We start from the raw sequence: 18,222 nt of genomic DNA on the forward strand, positions 1-18,222 counted from the left end.
CTCAACACCCCGCACCGCTCGTAGCCGCTCACCCAGAGCGCGTACGCAGACGACACCCCCTCCGACCTCTGCGCCTCGTCCTGGCGGGGCTGGCGATCGTGATGATCGGAGCAGCGATCGAGACGCTCCGCAGGAAGTGGATGTAACCAAGGGAAGGAACCACCATGCCGCAACAGTCTTGGAGCAAGAAGCGTGAGCGCCAGTACGAACACATCAAGGACGGCCTGACCGCGCGAGGCCGGTCCGAAGACGAGGCCGAAGAGATCGCCGCCCGCACCGTCAACAAGGACCGAGCTCGCCAGGGCGAGTCCCGCGAGGCGAGCCGCACCTCGATCGATGACCTCTCCTCGGCCCGGCGAGGCGGGCTGCGCAGCCACAGCGGCGCAGGCGGTCGCACGCGGGACCAGCTGTATGAAGAGGCGAAGAAGAAGGGCATCAAAGGCCGTAGCTCGATGAACAAGGCGGAATTGGAGCGTGCCGTCGGGCGGTAGGCGATAGTGTCGGCGTGGCAGGTCGTGCAGCACACGACGGGGGGAACAGCGATGAGTCTGGACACGCTGGACGCCGTGCTTCCGCCGGCGATCGGGGTCTTCCCGCATCTGTGTCTGACTGGCCGCTACGTCCTCAGCCAGCGCGAGAACGATGCTCCTGGCCACAGTGATGAGTACGCCGGCCATGGCCTGAAGGCGGTGGCTCTACCAGACGGGCGCGTCGCCGCGGCCGTGGCCGACGCAGGATCTCGCGGCGCTGCGGCCGCGATCGCGACCGCCCGGCTCCTGGCGGTGCTCCGCGGCCACCTTGAGAGCGGTGCGAGTCTGGACGCCGCAGTGGCAGCCGTCGACCGCTACGCCGAGCGATCCCCCTTCAGCTCCGGCGCCACGATGGCGGCTGTGATCCTCTCCCCCGGCGACGGTTCGGTCGAGGTCGCCTCCGCCGGTCATGCCCTCCCCCTCCACCTCTCTTCGGGCGGCGGTTCCCACCCCCTCGCGCTCGGCCCCAGTCGTCCCCTCGGGCTCGGCGGTACTGCCTCACGAGGCACGCTCACCTTGGCCTGTGGCGACGCCGTCATGTTGCACACTGACGGCCTGGTCACGGCACAGAACGGGTCCGTCCTCGACGGGGCGCTCGCGCTGCGCGAGGTGATTGCGGGGCTCGGGCTAGGCGGTGCCACCGGGCCGGCGTTCGGCGATGCGCTGTGTGAGGGGGTCCTCGCCGCCATGCAGCGGCCGCACGGCTACCGTGACGACGTCGCACTGCTCGTCGTTCAACGCGTGCCCAATCCCCAGCCGCTGAAGGTGAGTTCTGTCGCCGCCGGCGCACCCTCCACGCAGGCGGTCGCACTCTTCGCTGCCTGGCTCGATGGGTTCGGAGTCAGCCTGCTGGACCACGTCTCACTCAGCGGCGCAACGGCGGAGATGATCGGGGTCCTCTCGCTCATGAGCTCGGTGACTGTCAGCGCCGAGCTCACCGACGACGCACAGGTGGAGGTCACCCTGGAGGTCGACCGCCGGTGGCAGCCCGAGAGCGACCTGCAACGCCGCGCGCTCGTCGTGGCGGGAGGGTTGGTGACGTCGTTGACCCTGCGCCACCGCGACCAGACCACCCAGGTGATTCTGCGTCAGCCGGTGGGGCGGACGGTGCCGCTCCTGCAGTCCGGCTCCGCCGACCGGCGCACCGGCGTCGCTGTCGCCCGTCGCCCACCGTCCGAACCGATGCGCGCCGATGAGATCACGGGGGGCGTTCGCCTCAGTGGCAGCCTCGGGCCGGACGAGGAGGCCGTCTTCCACGACCTGGTCCATGAGACGACCTGCGCCGGGACCCGCTCCGCAGTCGTGGATCTCACCCGCGTCGACCGGCTGTGCGGTCCTGCGGTACGTCTCCTCTTCCAGTACGCCGAGCGCACCCGCGCCTGCGACGCGAATCTCACGGTGGTGGCAGCCCGCGGCTCAGCGGCCGACCAAGTCCTGACCCGGGCGGCTCTTCCCCACCGGTGGGAGTGAGCCCTCACCGGACCGGGACGTCACCGAGCTGTTCGCGGACCTTGGTGAAGATGCCGCTCAACAACCGTGAGACCTGCATCTGCGTCACGCCGAGCTCTCGCCCGATCTCCGCCTGGGTGCGCTCTTCATAGAACCGCAGATAGAGGATCCGCCGGTCTCGGTCCGGGAGCGTGCGGACCACCGGACCCAGCGTCAACATCGTATCGGCTACCTCGGTCGACCGATCCTCGGCGATCACCGTGTCGGCAATGCTTCCATGGCCACCCGGCTCCAACGGTTGATCGAGCGACGGGACCTGGAAACAGCCGTACGCCTGCATCGCTTGGAGACACTCCGTCGCGGAGATCCCCATCACCGCTGCCAGTTCCTCCGTTGTGGGTTCCCGGCCGAGCTGGTGGGCCAGATCCTGCCGGGAATGGCCGATCCGCTGCTGGAGCTCCTGCAGGCGCCGTGGGGGTCGGACCATCCACCCGTGGTCACGGAAGTAGCGCCGGATCTCGCCTCGGATCGTGGGGATGGCGAAGCTCAGCAGATCGCGGTCGCGACTCGCATCGAACCGGTGGACCGCCTTGATCAATGCCTCGTAGGCCACCTGTCGAAGGTCCTCGGATCCGATGCCCCTCCCCGTGAAGCGGCCGGCGACTGACTCTGCGACACCTCTGTTGAGCAGAATGATCTCGGTGGTGAGCGCGTCTCGACGGTCCGCGTCGTCGAGTCCGTCACGCTCGGCCAGGAGGGCGGCCACGCGGGCCATCCGCCCCTCGCGAGTGGCGGGGTCGTCAGGCAGATCGTGTTCCGTGGCCACAGGTGTACCTCGCCATCGACTGGTCGGCTTTGGTTCGGGCGTGCGTTGCGCTCATGTGAGGCAGACGAACCGCATCTCGGTCCGACTCCCACCCTGCCACTCGATCGCGTTGAAGAGAACCGGTGTATTTCCTCTCGGGATGGGTACAAGGCCACGGCATCCGCGACGGAACGGAGATCGTGCATGACCTCGGTTGTCCTGGCCCTCCCCCGACGTTCTCTCTGTGCGGCGGCCGTGGGGATCCTCGCGGCCGCATGCTCCGTCACCTCGCCTGAGCAACCAGCGAACCACTCGTGGCAGATGAAGGCCTCCGCGGCCGCCGCAGATGTGGCGAGCGAAGTGGCCGTCGTCGTTCTCGTGCTGGAACAAGACGCGAAACACCGGTTCTTTGGACGTACCGCGGGGGTGATGGTGGGCCAGTCTGAGGCCGCCGCCAGCGCAGCAGCCACCTCCTTCGCTGCTCTCCAACCCCCTCCGGCAGAAACCGCACGCCACCTCCGTGTCGTGCAGGACCTGACCTCTGCCGTGGGTGCCGTCAGCCGCGCCAGGATGGCACTCGTCCAGGGGCGCACCACCATCTTTGCTCCGTTGATCGCGGACCTGGAGACCAGGCACGACCGCCTCTCCCGACTCGCATCGACACTGAAAAGGGAGTGACCGTGCCGAAGTACTTCGCCGTAGCGCTCGGCATCCTCACCGCCATCGGTGGTTTCGTCGACATCGGCGACCTGGTCACCAACGCCCAGGTCGGCAGTCGTTTCGGGATGTCCTTGAGCTGGGTGGTCGTCATCGGCGTCCTCGGGATCTGCGTTTTTGCCGAGATGTCGGGGCGGGTTGCGGCTGTCAGTGGTCGCGCTTCGTTCGACATCATCCGCGAGCGCCTCGGGCCGCGGGTCGCACTGGTCAACCTGATCGGCTCGATGGGGGTGACGCTCCTGACCTTCATCGCGGAGATCGGAGGGGTGGCCCTCTCTCTCGAGCTCGTCACGTCCGTACACGAAATGCTCGTCGTTCCGTTCATCGGCCTCCTGGTCTGGGCGGTGCTGTGGCGCGCACGCTTCTCGATCTTGGAGAACGTCCTGGGCCTGCTGGGGCTGGCCCTGCTGGTTTTCACCGTGGCGTTGTGGGCGCTTGGTCCCGATTGGGGTTCCCTCCTCCATCAGGCGGCGTCGGTCGGCAAGCCCGCCGACGAGTCCTGGGTGACCTGGACGTACTACGCCGTCGCCCTGTTCGGGGCCGCGATGACGCCCTACGAGGTCTTCTTCTTCTCCTCCGGCGGAGTGGAAGACGGCTGGAGCGCGAAGGACATCGGAGTGATGCGTGCCAACGTATTCATCGGCTTTCCGCTCGGGGGCATGATCTCGCTCTCGATCGCCGCCACGGCCTGGCTAGCACTGGGGCCGGCGCAGATCACCGTCACCAACCTCGGCCAGGTCGCTCTGCCGATCGTGGTCGCCCTGGGCAAGATCGGCTTGGCGCTGGCCATCGTCGGGTTCGTTGCTGCAACGTTCGGCGCTGCCTGCGAGACCGGTCTGTCAGCCGGCTACTCGATCGCCCAGTACTTCGGCTGGCAGTGGGGAAAGTACGTCCGGGTGGAGCGAGCAGCGCAGTTCCATCTGGTCATCATCCTCGCCACGCTCGTCGCCGTCGGCGTGCTCGTCACCGGCATCGATCCCGTGATGGTGACGGAGATCTCGGTGGTCTTCTCTGCTGTCGCGCTACCGCTGACCTACTTCCCGATCCTCGTCATCGCCAACGACCCCGACTACATGGGGCCGCACGTCAATGGGCGGCTGGCGAATGGAATCGGCTCGGTCTACCTCGCCCTGGTGATGGTCGCGGCCCTCGCCGCGATCCCGCTGATGATCCTGACCGGCATGGGCACCGCCTGATCAGCCGAGCGGAGTGACGGGACCCGGAGGGTCATCGGCGATGATCCGCCGGGCGCCCCAGTCCACGGCGCAGACGGCCTGGATCGGCAGTTCACCCGAATGACGCATCAGCCACCGCACCGATCCACGGAGCCAGGCCGGCCCCATCGACTCACGCCGCTCGTACCCGAGGAAGGCACCCGGCCGTGCCCTACCGATCAGCAGGCCGGTCACCTCCAGAGCGTTCAGCGTGGTCGGGCGGAGACGGACATCGAGGACCTTGCCGCAGGACTCGCCGCGCCACCGCACCTCAGCGCCGATCAGCTCGGCCAGCCGATGACGCCCCGGAGCACTACCGTCTGGCCCCTCGTCCTTCAGCACCGCCTCCCGCGAGACCCGCAGGTGCACGGCGCTGCCAACGGACGTGACGAGATCGAAACCGATCCGCCACGGGCGGTCTCGCCCTTCCTGCTGGATGCCCAATTGGTGCCACACCGCGAGGATCCGCCGACCGCCCCGACCGGCGTAGCGCGGCAGGAGCGCGGCGGGACCGACAAGAATGCCAGTGACCTCCCAGCCATCGTCGGCCGTCCGCATCACTTCGAGGTCGTCGACCTTGCAGACAAGGAGTCCGTCGCGGTCGACCACCTGACGATCGAGTAGGTGCAGCATGGCGTCCAGGCGCCGCGGACGTGGTTTCACCGCTGCGGAGTACCCTCTCGACCCGGTCCTATGCACCGGTCCTTGGCCTGAGCCCTCAGACCGTGGTGACCCGCTTGTCGGCGGGGTCGACCTCGCGTCGGACCAGGCCCTTGTCGACGAGGGCCGAGACGTTCGCTGATCTGGGTGGTCGAGCTGCCGGGTGCGGAGTCGACGTACTGCAGGACCAGGCCGTCGTTGTTGCGCAGCGGCACGATCTCGGGGTCCGACAGGGCGGCGAGGTGGGCGTGGCGCGAGATCATCCGGGCCCGCTGGACGAGCGCCCCCAGCTGCGCCGTCTGCTCGTCGTGACCCGATGACCTCGGCAACGCCACCGCCCTGGCCCTGGACGCCGCACCGGGGCGCGGCGGCAGTGCGTCGGCGTGGTGTCGGCGACCGTCGGCGTGGGCGGTGAGCACACCGCCGTACCGCTGGCGCTGACGATGCTGGTCGGAGCGCTCGCCGCGATGGTCGCCTTCCGCGCCTCGCGGGACTAGGCGCCCAGCGGCTTGCGCAGCACGGCCATCTGCAGGTCGTCACGCTTCGGCGTGCCGAACCGCTCGTCGCCGTACGGGAAGGGTGCCGTCTCGCCGGTGCGACGGTAGCCGCGCCGCTCGTAGAACGCGATCAGCTCAGCCCGTACGTCGATCACGGTCATCTCGATCTCGGTGCTGTCCCACTCCTGGGCCACCCGTCGCTCGGCTGCGGCCATGATCTGCTTGCCCAGGCCGCTGCCCTGCTCGGTCGGCGCGACGGCGAACATGCCGAGGTAGGCGCGACCGGGCGCGCCCGCGACGGCCTGGAGGTGGACGCAGCCGACCAGGCGCCCCTCGCGCTCGGCGAGCAGGATCAGGCTGCGCTCGGCCTCGAGGTCGGCCCGGATCAGGTCGGCGTCGACCCGGCTGCCGTCGAGCAGGTCCGCCTCGGTGGTCCATCCGGCACGGCTGCTGTCACCCCGGTAGGCCGAGGTGACCAGGGCCACCAGAGCAGGAACGTCGTCCTCGACAGCATCACGCATCACCAGCACGACGCCACCGTAGCGGGCCTCGCCCGAGGTCGAGCGGGCCCGGTCAGAGGAGCTTGTCGATCCCCTCGGTGACCTTGTCCTTGACCGACTCGGCCTTGTCCTTGAGCGAGGCCTTCGCCTGGTCGGCCTTGCCCTCGTTCTTCAGCCGGTCGTTGTCGGTGGCCGCTCCGAGCGCCTCCTTGGCGCGACCCTTGAGGTCCTGTCCCTTGTTCTCGAGCTTGTCATCGGCGCCCATGGTGAGCTCCCTTCCGTCGGCGGAGGTCCCTCCGCAGTTTCGAATGAACCCCTCCAGCACAACCCGGCCGGCACCACAGGTCAAGGGCGTCACGGGCCTGCAGTCGTTCTGTTGACGAATGTTCAGGCGACTGTCAGGGAGGCCAGGTGACCCTGCTCTCCGCCCACACTGTGAGATCGGGCATGATTCCCCTATGAGCCGCGAGCACCTCTCGGACCGGATTGTCGACCCTGAGCTGGCCGGACGTCTCATGACTGCGGCCGAGGCCGTGACCCACATTCGTCACGGGGACGCGCTCGGGATGAGTGGGTTCACCGGCGCTGGCTACCCGAAGGCGATCCCCACCGCGCTGGCCGAACGGGCCGAGGCGGCCCACGCCCGCGGCGAGGAGTTCCGGGTCCAGGTCTGGACCGGTGCCTCCACCGCACCCGAGATGGACGGCGTCCTGGCGAAGGCGCACGCGATGAGCAAGCGGATGCCGTTCCAGTCCGACCCCGCCCTGCGGGCCGGGATCAACTCCGGCGAGATCGAGTACGTCGACGTCCACCTCAGCCACGCCGCCCAGCAGGTCTGGGCGGGCTTCTACGGCAAGCTCGACGTCGCCGTGGTCGAGGTCGCCGCGATCCTGCCCAACGGCCTGCTGGTGCCGGGCAGCTCGGTGGGCAACAACAAGACCTGGCTAGAGGAGGCCGACCGGGTCATCCTCGAGCTCAACACCTGGCAGCCCCGCGAGCTGGAGGGGTTCCACGACGTCTACTACGGCACCCGGCTGCCCCCGCACCGCGCGCCGATCCAGCTGACCTCACCGCTGCAGCGCATCGGCGACCCCTACCTGCGGGTCGACCCGGCCAAGGTGGTCGCGATCGTGGAGACCCGCGCCCCGGACCGCAACAGCCCGCTGTCCCCGCTGGACGACAACTCGATCGCGATGGCCGACCTGCTGGTCGACTTCCTGCGCCACGAGGTCCGCCACGACCGGCTGCCCGCCGAGCTGCTGCCGATCCAGTCAGGGGTCGGCAACGTGCCCAACGCCGTGATGGCGGGGCTGCTCGACAGCGAGTTCGAGCACCTGACGGCGTACACCGAGACGATCCAGGACGGACTGCTCGACCTGCTCGACGCCGGCAAGCTGATCGGGGTCTCGGCGACCTCCTTCGGGCTGACCGCCGAGGGCGCGCAGCGGTTCAACGACAACGTGACGTCGTACAAGGGCAGGATCCTGCTGCGCAGCCAGGAGATCTCGAACCATCCCGAGGTCGTACGCCGACTCGGCATCATCGCGATCAACGGGATGATCGAGGCCGACATCTACGGCAACGTGAACTCCACCCACGTCTCCGGCTCGGCGATCATGAACGGCATCGGCGGCTCCGGCGACTTCGCCCGCAACGCCTACCTGAACTTCTTCGTCTCACCCTCGACGGCGAAGAACGGCGCGATCTCCTCGATCGTGCCGTTCGCCAGCCACATCGACCACACCGAGCACGACGTCCAGGTGCTGATCACCGAGCAGGGCCTGGCCGACCTGCGCGGTCTCTCGCCGCGGGCCCGCGCCGCCCGGATCATCGACAACTGCGCGCACCCCGACTTCCGGGAGCGGCTGCACGACTACGTGGCGCGCGCCGAGGCGACGTACCCGAACGCCCGTCACACCCCGCACCTGCTGGGCGAGGCGTTCAGCTGGCACCTGAACTACCTCAACGACGGCCAGATGTGACGTCGGCGCTCAGTGCCGGGCACGGACGTCGAGCCAGCTGGTCGCCGAGGTGAAGGTGCCCGTACCGAACCGGGCACTGAGCGCGTCGGCCACCGCCGCGGTGGCCTGGTCCAGGTCGAGGTGCGCGTCGGCCTCGATCTGCTGACGCAGCGGCGTTCCCTGGCAGTACGCCGTCGCCGCATCGCTCGCCGTCGTGGTGCAGGTCCCCGAGACGGTGGTGATGGAGACGATCGGCAGGCCGGCCCGCTCCAGGTCCATCCTGATCCGGTCGGGGTCGCTGTAGCCGTGCGGTGTCCGTTCCAGGAAGTCGAACGCGCCCCCGGGTGAGAGCTCGCGCAGGGTCGCGGTCACAGCGGCGGCCAGGTCGTTGCGCTCGATGCTGTCCCACACCCCGAAGAAGAACGAGCGCCCCGGCCGCAGCACCCGGGCGGCCTCGGCGAAGCCGCGCACCCGGTCGGGGAAGAACATCGCCCCGAACTGGCAGACCACCGCATCGAACTCGGCGTCGGGGAACGGCAGGTCCAGGGCGTCGGCGCGCCGCCAGCGCACCCCGTCGGCGCGGCCCTGACGGCGGGCCGCCTCGTCCAGCATCGCCTGGCTGATGTCGGTGGCGGTGATGTCGGCTCCCCGGCACATCCCCCGCAGCGCCCGGGTCAGCACGCCGGTGCCGGCTGCGGTCTCCAGCACCGCCGCGGGTTGGGCGTCGGCGACCTCGTGCGCCATCCGACGGGCGGGCTCGGCGAAGATCATCGGCACCAGCAGCCGTTCGTACAGCGCTGGGATCGATCCGGCGAACTGGTGGTCGTGGGGCTCCGAGAGTGCCATTCGTCCACGATACGCACCGGTCCCCATGTCGCCGCTGGCGTAATGGGCCAGACTGGCCACTGTGCCCCCGGTGCCCGATGTGCTCGCCTCCTTCAGCGCCCCGACGCGGGCGTGGTTCGAGGCCTCCTTCGCTGCCCCCACCCCGGCCCAGGTCGGCGCCTGGGAGGCGATCGGGGCGGGCCGGCACGCCCTGGTGGTCGCACCGACCGGCTCCGGCAAGACCCTCAGCGCGTTCCTGTGGAGCCTGGACCGGCTGCTCACCACCGCCCCACCCGAGGAGGAGCGGCTGCGCTGCCGGGTGCTCTACATCTCCCCGCTCAAGGCCCTCGCCGTCGACGTTGAGCGCAACCTGCGGGCACCGTTGGCCGGGATCCGGCACACCGCCGAGCGCGAGGGCACCGCGGTGGCCGACGTACGCGTCGGGGTGCGCTCGGGTGACACCCCTGCCGGTGACCGGCGCGCCCTGACCGCCCATCCGCCCGACATCCTGATCACCACCCCCGAGTCCCTCTTCCTGATGCTGACCTCCCAGGCCCGGGAGGCGTTGCGCGGCGTGGAGACGGTGATCCTCGACGAGGTGCACGCAGTGGCAGGATCCAAGCGCGGCGCCCACCTGGCCCTCAGCCTAGAACGCCTCGACGCACTGCTGCCCCAACCCGCCCAGCGGATCGGGCTCTCGGCGACGGTGCGCCCCACCGAGGAGGTGGCCCGCTTCCTCGGCGGGGCCGCCCCGGTCGAGATCGTCGCTCCCCCGGCGGCCAAGACCTGGGAGCTCGACGTGGTCGTCCCGGTCGAGGACATGACCGCGCCCGGCGGCCTGGAGGCCGAGGATCCCGACGCCCCCGGTCACGACCCGGTCCGCACGGCCTCGATCTGGCCGCACGTCGAGGAACGCGTCGTCGACCTGATCCAGACCCACACCTCCACGATCGTCTTCGCCAACTCCCGGCGACTGGCCGAGCGGCTGACCGCCCGCCTCAACGAGATCGCCACCGAACGCGCAGCGGTCGAGGACGAGGTCGTGATCGCCCGTGCCCACCACGGCTCGGTCTCCAAAGAGCAGCGCACCCAGATCGAGGACGACCTCAAGCGCGGCCGGCTCCCCGCCGTGGTCGCGACCAGCAGCCTAGAGCTCGGCATCGACATGGGCGCCGTCGACCTGGTCGTCCAGATCGAGTCCCCGCCGAGCGTGGCCAGCGCACTGCAACGCGTCGGGCGTGCGGGCCACCAGGTCGGCGAGGTCTCCCACGGCGTGCTGTTCCCCAAGCACCGCGGCGACCTGGCCCAGACCGCTGTCGTGGTGGCCCGGATGCGCACAGGGGCGATCGAGTCACTCGCGGTGCCGGCCAACCCGCTCGACGTGCTGGCCCAGCAGATCGTGGCGATCACCGCCCTGGAGACCTGGGAGGTCGAGGAGCTCTACGACCTGGTGCGGCGCTCGGCACCGTTCTCGAACCTGCCGCGCTCGGCGTACGACGCCACCCTCGACCTCCTCAGTGGGCTCTACCCCTCCGACGAGTTCGCCGAGCTGCGACCGCGGCTGGTCTACGACCGGGTCACCGGCACCCTGACCGGGCGGCCCGGCGCTCAGCGCCTGGCCGTCACCAGTGGCGGCACCATCCCCGACCGCGGCATGTTCGGTGTCTTCCTGGTCGGCGAGGGGCAGGGTCGCCGGGTCGGCGAGCTGGACGAGGAGATGGTCTACGAGTCCCGGGTCGGCGACATCTTCGCCCTCGGTGCGACCAGCTGGCGGATCCAGGAGATCACCGCCGACCGGGTGCTGGTCACGCCGGCCCCCGGAGTCCCCGGACGGCTGCCGTTCTGGAAGGGCGACAGCCTGGGGCGTCCGGTCGAACTCGGTGAGGCGATCGGTGCATTCACCCGCGACCTGGTCGCCCTGCCCGAGGCCGAGGCCCTCAGCCGTGCCCGTGACGACGGCCTGGACGCCTGGGCCGCCGACAACCTGCTCGCCTACCTGCACGAGCAGGCCGAGGCGACCCGGGTGCTGCCCAGCGACACCCAGATCGTGCTGGAGCGCTTCCGCGACGAGCTCGGTGACTGGCGGCTGGTGCTGCACTCGCCCTACGGGATGCCGGTGCACGCCCCGTGGGCGCTGGCGATCAGCGCCCGGCTGCGCGAGCGCTACGGGATCGAGGCCCCGGCCGTCGCTGCCGACGACGGCATCGTGATCCGCTTCCCCGACACCGATGCCGAGCCGCCCTCAGCCGAGATCGTCGTCTTCGACCCCGATGAGCTGGCCGCCCTGGTAACCGCCGAGGTCGGTGGCTCGGCACTGTTCGCATCGCGGTTCCGCGAGTGCGCGGCACGGGCGCTGCTGCTGCCGCGGCGTGATCCCGGCCGTCGCTCGCCGCTGTGGCAGCAGCGACAGCGTGCCGCAGCACTGCTGGAGGTCGCCGCCCGCTACCCGACCTTCCCGATCGTGCTGGAGGCGGTCCGCGAGTGCCTGCACGACGTCTACGACCTGCCCGCGCTGCTGGGCCTGATGCGGCGCATCGAGCGCCGTGAGCTCACCCTCACCGACGTCGAGAGCGCGGCGCCGTCGCCGTACGCGCGGAGCCTGCTGTTCGGCTACGTCGCCCAGTTCATGTACGAGGGCGACGCCCCGATCGCCGAGCGCCGGGCGGCCGCCCTGACCCTGGACCAGGGCCTGCTGGCCGAGCTGCTGGGCCGGGCCGAGCTGCGCGAGCTGCTCGATCCTGAGGTGCTGGCCGAGGTCGAGGCCGAGCTGCAACGGCTGGCACCCGGGCGCCGTGCCCGCGGCCTCGAGGGCGTCGTGGACCTGCTCCGACTGCTCGGCCCGCTCACCACCGCCGAGGTCACCGCCCGCTGTGAGGACGGCGGCGCCGTCGCCGCCTGGCTGCACGACCTGACCGAGGCCCGGCGGGTCGTCGAGGTCCGGGTCGGCGGCGTGGACGCCTGGGCCGTGATCGAGGACGTCGCCCGGCTGCGCGACGGACTCGGCGTGCCGGTGCCACCGGGCACCCCGAGCGCCTTCACCGACCCGGTGGCCGATCCGCTCGCCGATCTGGTGAGCCGCTTCGCGCGGACCCACGGGCCGTTCACCACCGAGGACGTCGCGGGCCGGCTGGGCCTGGGCGTGGCCGTCGTACGGCACACGCTGGGTCGCCTGGCTGCCGCGGGCCGGGTCCTCGAAGGCGAGTTCAGGCCGGCCGGCTCCGGGGCCGAATGGTGCGACGCCGAGGTGCTGCGGACGTTGCGGCGCCGGTCGCTGGCGCGGTTGCGGCACGAGGTCGAGCCGGTCCCGCCCGACGCCCTGGGCCGCTTCCTGCCGCCGTGGCAGTCCGTCGCCGACGCCCATCCCGACGGCCGTGGCTCGGGTGGGTCGCGGGGACTGCACGGCATCGACGCGGTGCTCGACGTGGTCACCCAGCTGGCCGGGTACGCCGTCCCGGCCAGCGCCCTGGAGTCGTTCGTGCTCCCCGCCCGGGTGCGGGACTACGAACCCGCCTTCCTCGACGAGCTGATGGCCGGCGGCGAGGTGCTGTGGGCCGGACACGGCACCCTGCCCGGCGGCGACGGCTGGATCAGCCTGCACCTGGCCGAGGAGGCGTCGTTGACCCTGCCGGTGCCCACCGCCCTCAGCGAGACCGACGAGGGCACGGCGCGCGCCGACGCCGTGATCCAGGTGCTGGCCGGCGGGGGCGGCTTCTTCTTCCGCCAGGTGCTCGACGGCGTCGCCGACCTGACCGGGTCGCACAGCGAAGCCGACCTGTCGGCCACGCTCTGGTCCCTGGTCTGGGCGGGGACGCTCAGCAACGACACCCTGGCGCCGCTGCGGGCGATCACCCGGGCGGGGACCCGGACCCTCGGGCGGGCCGCACCGCGGCGGCGTGGACCCTCCCGGGCCCGGATCGCACCGCGCCCGGGCCGGATGCCGATGCGGGCCGGGCTGCCCGAGACGGCGGGGCGCTGGACGCTGCTGCCCTCGGTCGAGACCGATCCGACCCGACGCGCCCACGCGATGGCCGAGCACTTGGTGGAGCGTCATGGCGTGCTCACCCGTGGTGCGGTGCAGAGCGAGCGGGTGCCGGGCGGCTTCGCGGCGGCGTACAAGGTCCTGGGAGCGTTCGAGGAAACTGGCCGGGCCCGGCGCGGCTACTTCGTCGAGGGGCTCGGGGCCGCGCAGTTCAGCACCGTCGGCGGGGTCGACCGGCTGCGCACCTTCGCCGAGCCGGTACTCGGCACCTCGGCCTCGCCGCAGGTGGTCGTGCTCGCGGCGACCGACCCGGCCAACCCGTACGGCGCCGCCTTGGCCTGGCCCGAGGGCAGCGGCCACCGCCCCGGGCGCAAGGCCGGCGCGGTGGTGGTGCTGGTCGACGGCCGGCTGGTGCTCTACGTCGAGCGGGGCGCGAAGACGCTGCTGTCGTGGTCCGCCGACGTCGCGGTCCTGACCCTGGCGGTGCGGGCGCTGAGCGTGTGGATCGACCGCGACGCGCTCGGCAAGGTCGTGATCTCCCGCGCCGACGGCGTCGACCTGCTCGGGGGGCCGCTCACGCCGCTGCGCGAGGCCCTCAACGCGGCAGGGTTCACCGTGACTCCTCAGGGTCTGCGGCGCTACGGCGGGAGCGCGCGTGCCTGAGGGCGACACCGTCTTCCAGACCGCGCGGCTGTTGGAGCGCTCGCTGAGCGGCCAGCGTCTGACCCGGTCGGACCTGCGGGTGCCGCAGCACGCCACCGCGGACCTGGCGGGGCAGACGGTGACCGGCACGATCAGCCGGGGCAAGCACCTGCTCACCCGCACCGACGCCGGGATCACCCTGCACACGCACCTCAAGATGGAGGGCGCCTGGCACGTCTACGCGGCGGGCCAGCGGTGGCGGCGGCTGGCCGATCAGGCCCGGGTGGTGCTCTCCACCGAACGGACCGTGGCGGTCGGCTTCACCCTCGGCATCGTCGAGCTGCTCCCCACCGCCGAGGAGGACCGGGTCGTCGGGCACCTCGGCCCGGACCTGCTCGGTCCCGACTGGGACCCCGACGAGGCCGTACGCCGTCTCCTCACCGCCCCGGACCGGCCGGTGATGGAGGCACTGCTGGATCAGCGCAACCTGGCCGGGATCGGCAACATCTACGGCGCCGAGCTGTGCTTCACCAGCGGCGTCCACCCGGCCACCCCGATCGGTGCGGTGCCGCGACTGCCGCGGCTGGTCCGCCGCGCCCACCAGATGCTGGAGCTGAACAAGGAGCGACCGCCGCGCACCACCACCGGCAACCGCCGCACCGGGGAGCAGACCTGGGTCTACGGTCGCCTCCACCAGCAGTGCCGCCGCTGCGGCACCCCGATCGAGCGCACCCATCACGGCGTCGCGGGGCAGGAGCGGATCGTCGACTTCTGTCCCTCATGTCAGCCCCTCCCCTAGCCGACTTCCGGGTTCACCACCGCCGAGATCCGGGTTCCCCACGGACCTGATGAACTCCAGCAGCCGCGCCGCCGGCGCTACCAACGGCCGGTCGGTCCGCCAGGTCACCCCGATGGTGCGGCGGGCCGGAGGCGAGGCGAAGGTCAGCGGCACGCTGCCGGTGCGGCCGGCGATCTGCTCGGGCACGATCGCGATGCCGAGCCCGGCCGCGACCAGCCCCTCGACGGCGAGCAGGTCGCCGCTCTCGAAGCTGATCCGCAGCGCCACGCCTGCCGCAGCGAGCAGGTCGTCGACGGTGGACCGGTAGGCGAACCCGGTCGGCGTGGTGATCAGGTCCTCGCCGACCACCTCGCTCAGGTGCACCCGCTTGCGTCGGCTCAGCCGGTGGCTGGGGCCGACGATCACCACCAGCCGCTCGCGCTCGATGACGTGCCAGCCGTAATCACCGACGGGACGCGTCGAGGTGATCGCCAGCTCGGCCGCCCCCGCCTCCAGAGCGTGGAGCAGCTCGTGGCCGGGCCCCTGGGTCAAGACGACCCGGATGCGCGGGGCCTCGGCATGGAACCCACCCAGCAGGCGCGGCACCAACGCGGTGGCCGTGGAGTCCAGGAACGCCAGCCGTACGACGCCACCGTCAGGATCACGCCGCGCCCCGAGCTCGCTGACCAGCTGCCCGTAGCGCCCCACCACCGCACGCCCCGCGGCCACGGCCGCCACCCCGTCCGGGGTCGGCACCAGTCCGGCGGGGACGCGCTCGAAGAGGCGGGTGCCCAGCTCTTCCTCCATCCGGGCCAGGGCCCGGGACAGGGTCGGCTGGCTCACGCGCAGCACGGCGGCGGCGTCGGTCACCTGACCGTGGTCGGCTAGGGCGATCAGCCACTCGAAGTCCCGGATCAGCATGGACTCACCATACGTCCGACGCATGGGATCGCAACGGATTCACCATTCGACGTATCGCCCGACCAGGTTCACAGTGGATGGGTGACACCGTCCAGCACCACCGAGCCCTTCGAGGGCTACCTCCCCGGCAGCACCGAGTACCGACGGGTCCTGATCGCCCTCTTCGCCGCCGGCGTCGCGACCTTCGTCCTGATCTGGTCGACCCAGGCACTGCTCCCCGCCTTCGTCGACGCGTTCGCGATCACCCCCGCCCAGAGCGCGATGAGCCTCTCGGTCACCACCGCCGGCCTCGCGGTCGCCCTGCTGGTCGCCGGTCCCCTGTCCGAGGCGATCGGTCGCACCCGGATGATCCACCTCTCGCTGTGGACCTCGGCGCTGATCGCCGTGGCCTGCGCGTTCGCACCGTCCTGGCATGTGCTGGTCGTGCTCCGACTCCTCCAGGGGATCACCCTGGCGGGCCTGCCGGCGGTAGCGACGGCGTACCTGCGCGAGGAGCTGCACCCCTCGGTGCAGGCCCGGGCCGCGGGTCTCTACATCGGAGGCAACGCCATCGGCGGGATGGCGGGTCGGCTGGTGACCGCCCCGATGGACGACCTCGGCGGGTGGCGCTGGGCGATGGGGGCCGCCGCCGTGCTGGCCCTGGCCGGTGCGGTCGCCGTCGCGTTCACCCTGCCGCGCTCGCGGAACTTCGTCCCTCGTCCCACCACCGCACCCGACCTGCTGGCCCAGACCCGACGGGCGCTGGCCGACCCGGCCCTGCTGGCGCTCTACGGCATCGGGGCGTGCGGGATGGGCGTGCTGAGCGCGACCTTCAACTCCCTCGGCTTCCGGCTCACCTCGGCGCCGTTCCACCTCACCGAGGGCGGCTTCAGCCTGATCTACCTGCTCTACGCGTTCGGGGCGACCAGCTCGGCGATGACCGGGCGTGCCGCCGACCGCTTCGGCCAGCGCGCCGTCGCCCCGGTCGGCTGTCTGCTCGGCCTGGTCGGGATCGCCCTGACCCTGACCTCGTCGCTGCCCACCATCATCGTCGGCATCGCGCTGCTCACCGTCGGGTTCTTCAGCCTCCACGGCCTGGCCAGCGGCTGGGTGGTCGCCCGCTCGCACGCCCTGGGCGCGAGCACCGGCCAGGCCGCCTCGCTCTACCTGTTCACCTACTACGTCGGGGCCGCCGTCTTCGGCAACCTGGGCAGCGCCGCCTGGGCGCAGGCCGGATGGGCGGGGCCGGCCACGCTGGTCGTCGTACTGCTCCTGATCGCGGCCGGCCTCACGATGGCGCTACGCCACACCCGTCCCCTGGTCCTGCCCGCCCACTGACGGCGCCAGGCTCAGGGCCGGTCCGGTGGCCGCGCGGACCTCGTCGACGCTGACCCCGGGGCCCAGCTCGCTGAGCACCAGGCCGTCCGCGGTGATGTCAATGACGGCCAGGTCGGTGATGATCCGCTGCACCACCTGCTTGCCGGTCAGCGGCAGGGTGCACTTCTCGACGATCTTGTGCGACCCGTCCTTGGCCACGTGCTCCATCAGCACGATCACCTTGCGGGCGCCGTGGACCAGGTCCATCGCACCGCCCATCCCCTTAACCATCTTCCCGGGGATCATCCAGTTGGCGATGTCGCCCGCGGCCGAGACCTGCATCGCCCCCAGGATCGCGGCGTCGATCTTGCCGCCGCGGATCATCCCGAAGGAGAGCGCGGAGTCGAAGAACGACGCGCCCCGCCGGACCGTGACCGTCTCCTTGCCGGCGTTGATCAGGTCCGGGTCGACTTCGTCCTCGGCGGGATAGGCGCCGGTGCCCAGAATGCCGTTCTCGGACTGGAGCACCAGCTCGACGTCGTCGGGGACGAAGTTCGGCACCAGGGTCGGCAGCCCGATCCCGAGGTTGACGTAGTCCCCGTCGGCGAGCTCGGCGGCCGCGCGGGCCGCCATCTCGTCGCGTGTCCAGCTCATGCCCGCACCGTCCTCTTCTCGATCCGCTTCTCCGCTGCCTGCTCCGGGGTCAGCTCGACCACCCGATGCACGTAGACCCCCGGCAGGTGGATCTGATCGGGGTCGAGGTCGCCGGGCTCCACCAGGTGCTCGACCTCGGCGACGGTGACCTCCCCGCACATCGCTGCCAGCGGGTTGAAGTTGCGTGCCGCCTCGCGGAAGACGAGGTTGCCGTGCCGGTCGCCCTTCCAGGCCCGGACCAGGCCGACGTCGGCGACGATCGCCCGCTCACGGACGAACTCCAGGCCGTCGAAGACCTCCGTCGGCTTGGCCGGGGACGCGATCTCGACGTCTCCCGAGCCGTCGGCGGCGTACTTCCAGGGCATCCCGCCCTCGGCGACCTGGGTGCCGACGCCGGTGCGGGTGTAGAACGCCGCGATCCCCGAGCCGCCGGCCCGCATCCGCTCGGCGAGCGTGCCCTGCGGGGTGAGCTCGACCTCAAGCTCCCCGGCGAGGTACTGCCGCGCGAACTCCTTGTTCTCCCCGACGTACGACGCCACCACCCGGCGCAGCCGACCGGCCGAGAGCAGCTGGCCCAGGCCCCAGTCATCCACACCGGCGTTGTTCGACACCGTCTCCAGGTCCCGGACGCCCGAGCGCAGCACCTCCCCGATCAGCACCGACGGGATGCCGCACAGCCCGAAGCCACCGACGGCGAGCCGCGCACCGTCGGTGATGTCGGCGAGCGCCTCGGCCGCCGAGGCCACTACCTTGTCCATCGTTCCTCCTCGCAGCGAGTGCTCCTCCGATACCAC

General features: G+C 71.1%; 16 protein-coding genes. 8 read left to right on the forward strand and 8 right to left on the reverse strand.

Annotated features, from left to right (window positions below):
- Positions 1-164: 164 nt before the first annotated feature.
- Together Q1V88_RS17805 and Q1V88_RS17810 are read left to right on the forward strand one after the other, a co-directional pair.
- Complete coding sequence (locus tag Q1V88_RS17805; RefSeq protein ID WP_300682896.1) at positions 165-491, forward strand: plasmid stabilization protein; 327 nt, start codon at positions 165-167, stop codon at positions 489-491.
- Between the two features lie 51 nt (positions 492-542).
- Positions 543-2,000, forward strand: coding sequence for a PP2C family protein-serine/threonine phosphatase (locus tag Q1V88_RS17810; protein WP_300682898.1), 1,458 nt, complete (start codon positions 543-545; stop codon positions 1,998-2,000).
- 4 nt (positions 2,001-2,004) lie between these two features.
- Here the strand turns inward: Q1V88_RS17810 and Q1V88_RS17815 are convergent, their stop codons facing one another.
- Positions 2,005-2,745 carry a sigma-70 family RNA polymerase sigma factor gene (locus Q1V88_RS17815; protein WP_300682899.1) on the reverse strand — a complete coding sequence of 247 codons (741 nt, stop codon included), beginning with the start codon at positions 2,743-2,745 and terminating at the stop codon, positions 2,005-2,007.
- A 243-nt stretch (positions 2,746-2,988) separates the two neighbouring features.
- On the opposite strand from Q1V88_RS17815, the gene Q1V88_RS17820 reads away from it, so the two are divergent.
- Positions 2,989-3,462, forward strand: coding sequence for a hypothetical protein (locus Q1V88_RS17820; protein WP_300682901.1), 474 nt, complete (start codon positions 2,989-2,991; stop codon positions 3,460-3,462).
- Between the two features lie 2 nt (positions 3,463-3,464).
- Entirely contained in the window at positions 3,465-4,697 is a 1,233-nt protein-coding gene (locus Q1V88_RS17825; RefSeq protein ID WP_300682903.1) for a divalent metal cation transporter, read from the forward strand.
- On the opposite strand, the gene Q1V88_RS17830 is transcribed toward Q1V88_RS17825, so the two are convergent.
- From Q1V88_RS17830 to Q1V88_RS17840, 3 genes are all read right to left on the reverse strand, one after another.
- On the reverse strand, positions 4,698-5,348 hold the full coding sequence (locus Q1V88_RS17830; RefSeq protein WP_300682905.1) for a hypothetical protein: 651 nt from the start codon (positions 5,346-5,348) through the stop codon (positions 4,698-4,700). It abuts the gene before it with no gap.
- 520 nt (positions 5,349-5,868) lie between these two features.
- The gene (locus tag Q1V88_RS17835; RefSeq protein WP_300683037.1) at positions 5,869-6,393 is read right to left on the reverse strand and encodes a GNAT family N-acetyltransferase; all 525 of its coding nucleotides are present in this window, start codon (positions 6,391-6,393) and stop codon (positions 5,869-5,871) included.
- 52 nt (positions 6,394-6,445) lie between these two features.
- Positions 6,446-6,637 carry a CsbD family protein gene (locus Q1V88_RS17840; RefSeq protein ID WP_300682907.1) on the reverse strand — a complete coding sequence of 64 codons (192 nt, stop codon included), beginning with the start codon at positions 6,635-6,637 and terminating at the stop codon, positions 6,446-6,448.
- A 193-nt stretch (positions 6,638-6,830) separates the two neighbouring features.
- Here Q1V88_RS17840 and Q1V88_RS17845 point away from each other — a divergent pair, with 193 nt between their 5' ends.
- Positions 6,831-8,354, forward strand: a complete 1,524-nt coding sequence (locus tag Q1V88_RS17845) for an acetyl-CoA hydrolase/transferase family protein (protein ID WP_300682909.1) — start codon at positions 6,831-6,833, stop codon at positions 8,352-8,354.
- Positions 8,355-8,363: 9 nt separating this feature from the next.
- Here Q1V88_RS17845 and Q1V88_RS17850 read toward each other — a convergent pair whose 3' ends face one another.
- On the reverse strand, positions 8,364-9,179 hold the full coding sequence (locus Q1V88_RS17850) for a class I SAM-dependent methyltransferase (RefSeq protein ID WP_300682911.1): 816 nt from the start codon (positions 9,177-9,179) through the stop codon (positions 8,364-8,366).
- Between the two features lie 70 nt (positions 9,180-9,249).
- Between Q1V88_RS17850 and Q1V88_RS17855 the strand changes: the two genes are divergently transcribed.
- A complete protein-coding gene (locus Q1V88_RS17855) occupies positions 9,250-13,800 on the forward strand; it encodes a DEAD/DEAH box helicase (RefSeq protein WP_300682913.1) in 4,551 nt (1,516 codons plus the stop codon).
- Positions 13,793-14,578, forward strand: coding sequence for a DNA-formamidopyrimidine glycosylase family protein (locus Q1V88_RS17860; protein ID WP_300682915.1), 786 nt, complete (start codon positions 13,793-13,795; stop codon positions 14,576-14,578). The genes Q1V88_RS17855 and Q1V88_RS17860 overlap by 8 nt, the downstream gene beginning before the upstream one ends.
- Here Q1V88_RS17860 and Q1V88_RS17865 read toward each other — a convergent pair.
- Complete coding sequence (locus Q1V88_RS17865) at positions 14,558-15,478, reverse strand: LysR family transcriptional regulator (RefSeq protein WP_300682918.1); 921 nt, start codon at positions 15,476-15,478, stop codon at positions 14,558-14,560. The two genes, Q1V88_RS17860 and Q1V88_RS17865, sit on opposite strands and share 21 nt — an antisense overlap.
- Before the next feature lie 81 nt (positions 15,479-15,559).
- On the opposite strand from Q1V88_RS17865, the gene Q1V88_RS17870 reads away from it, so the two are divergent.
- The gene (locus tag Q1V88_RS17870) at positions 15,560-16,795 is read left to right on the forward strand and encodes an MFS transporter (protein WP_300682920.1); all 1,236 of its coding nucleotides are present in this window, start codon (positions 15,560-15,562) and stop codon (positions 16,793-16,795) included.
- Here Q1V88_RS17870 and Q1V88_RS17875 read toward each other — a convergent pair.
- Both Q1V88_RS17875 and Q1V88_RS17880 read right to left on the reverse strand, forming a co-directional pair.
- Entirely contained in the window at positions 16,757-17,428 is a 672-nt protein-coding gene (locus Q1V88_RS17875; RefSeq protein ID WP_300682924.1) for a 3-oxoacid CoA-transferase subunit B, read from the reverse strand. The genes Q1V88_RS17870 and Q1V88_RS17875 overlap by 39 nt on opposite strands.
- Positions 17,425-18,186 (reverse strand): CoA transferase subunit A, encoded by a 762-nt coding sequence (locus Q1V88_RS17880; RefSeq protein WP_300682926.1) that lies wholly within the window; start codon positions 18,184-18,186, stop codon positions 17,425-17,427. The genes Q1V88_RS17875 and Q1V88_RS17880 overlap by 4 nt, the downstream gene beginning before the upstream one ends.
- Positions 18,187-18,222 lie beyond the last annotated feature (36 nt).

This window comes from Nocardioides sp. (assembly GCF_030150155.1).
Lineage (GTDB): Bacteria > Actinomycetota > Actinomycetes > Propionibacteriales > Nocardioidaceae > Nocardioides.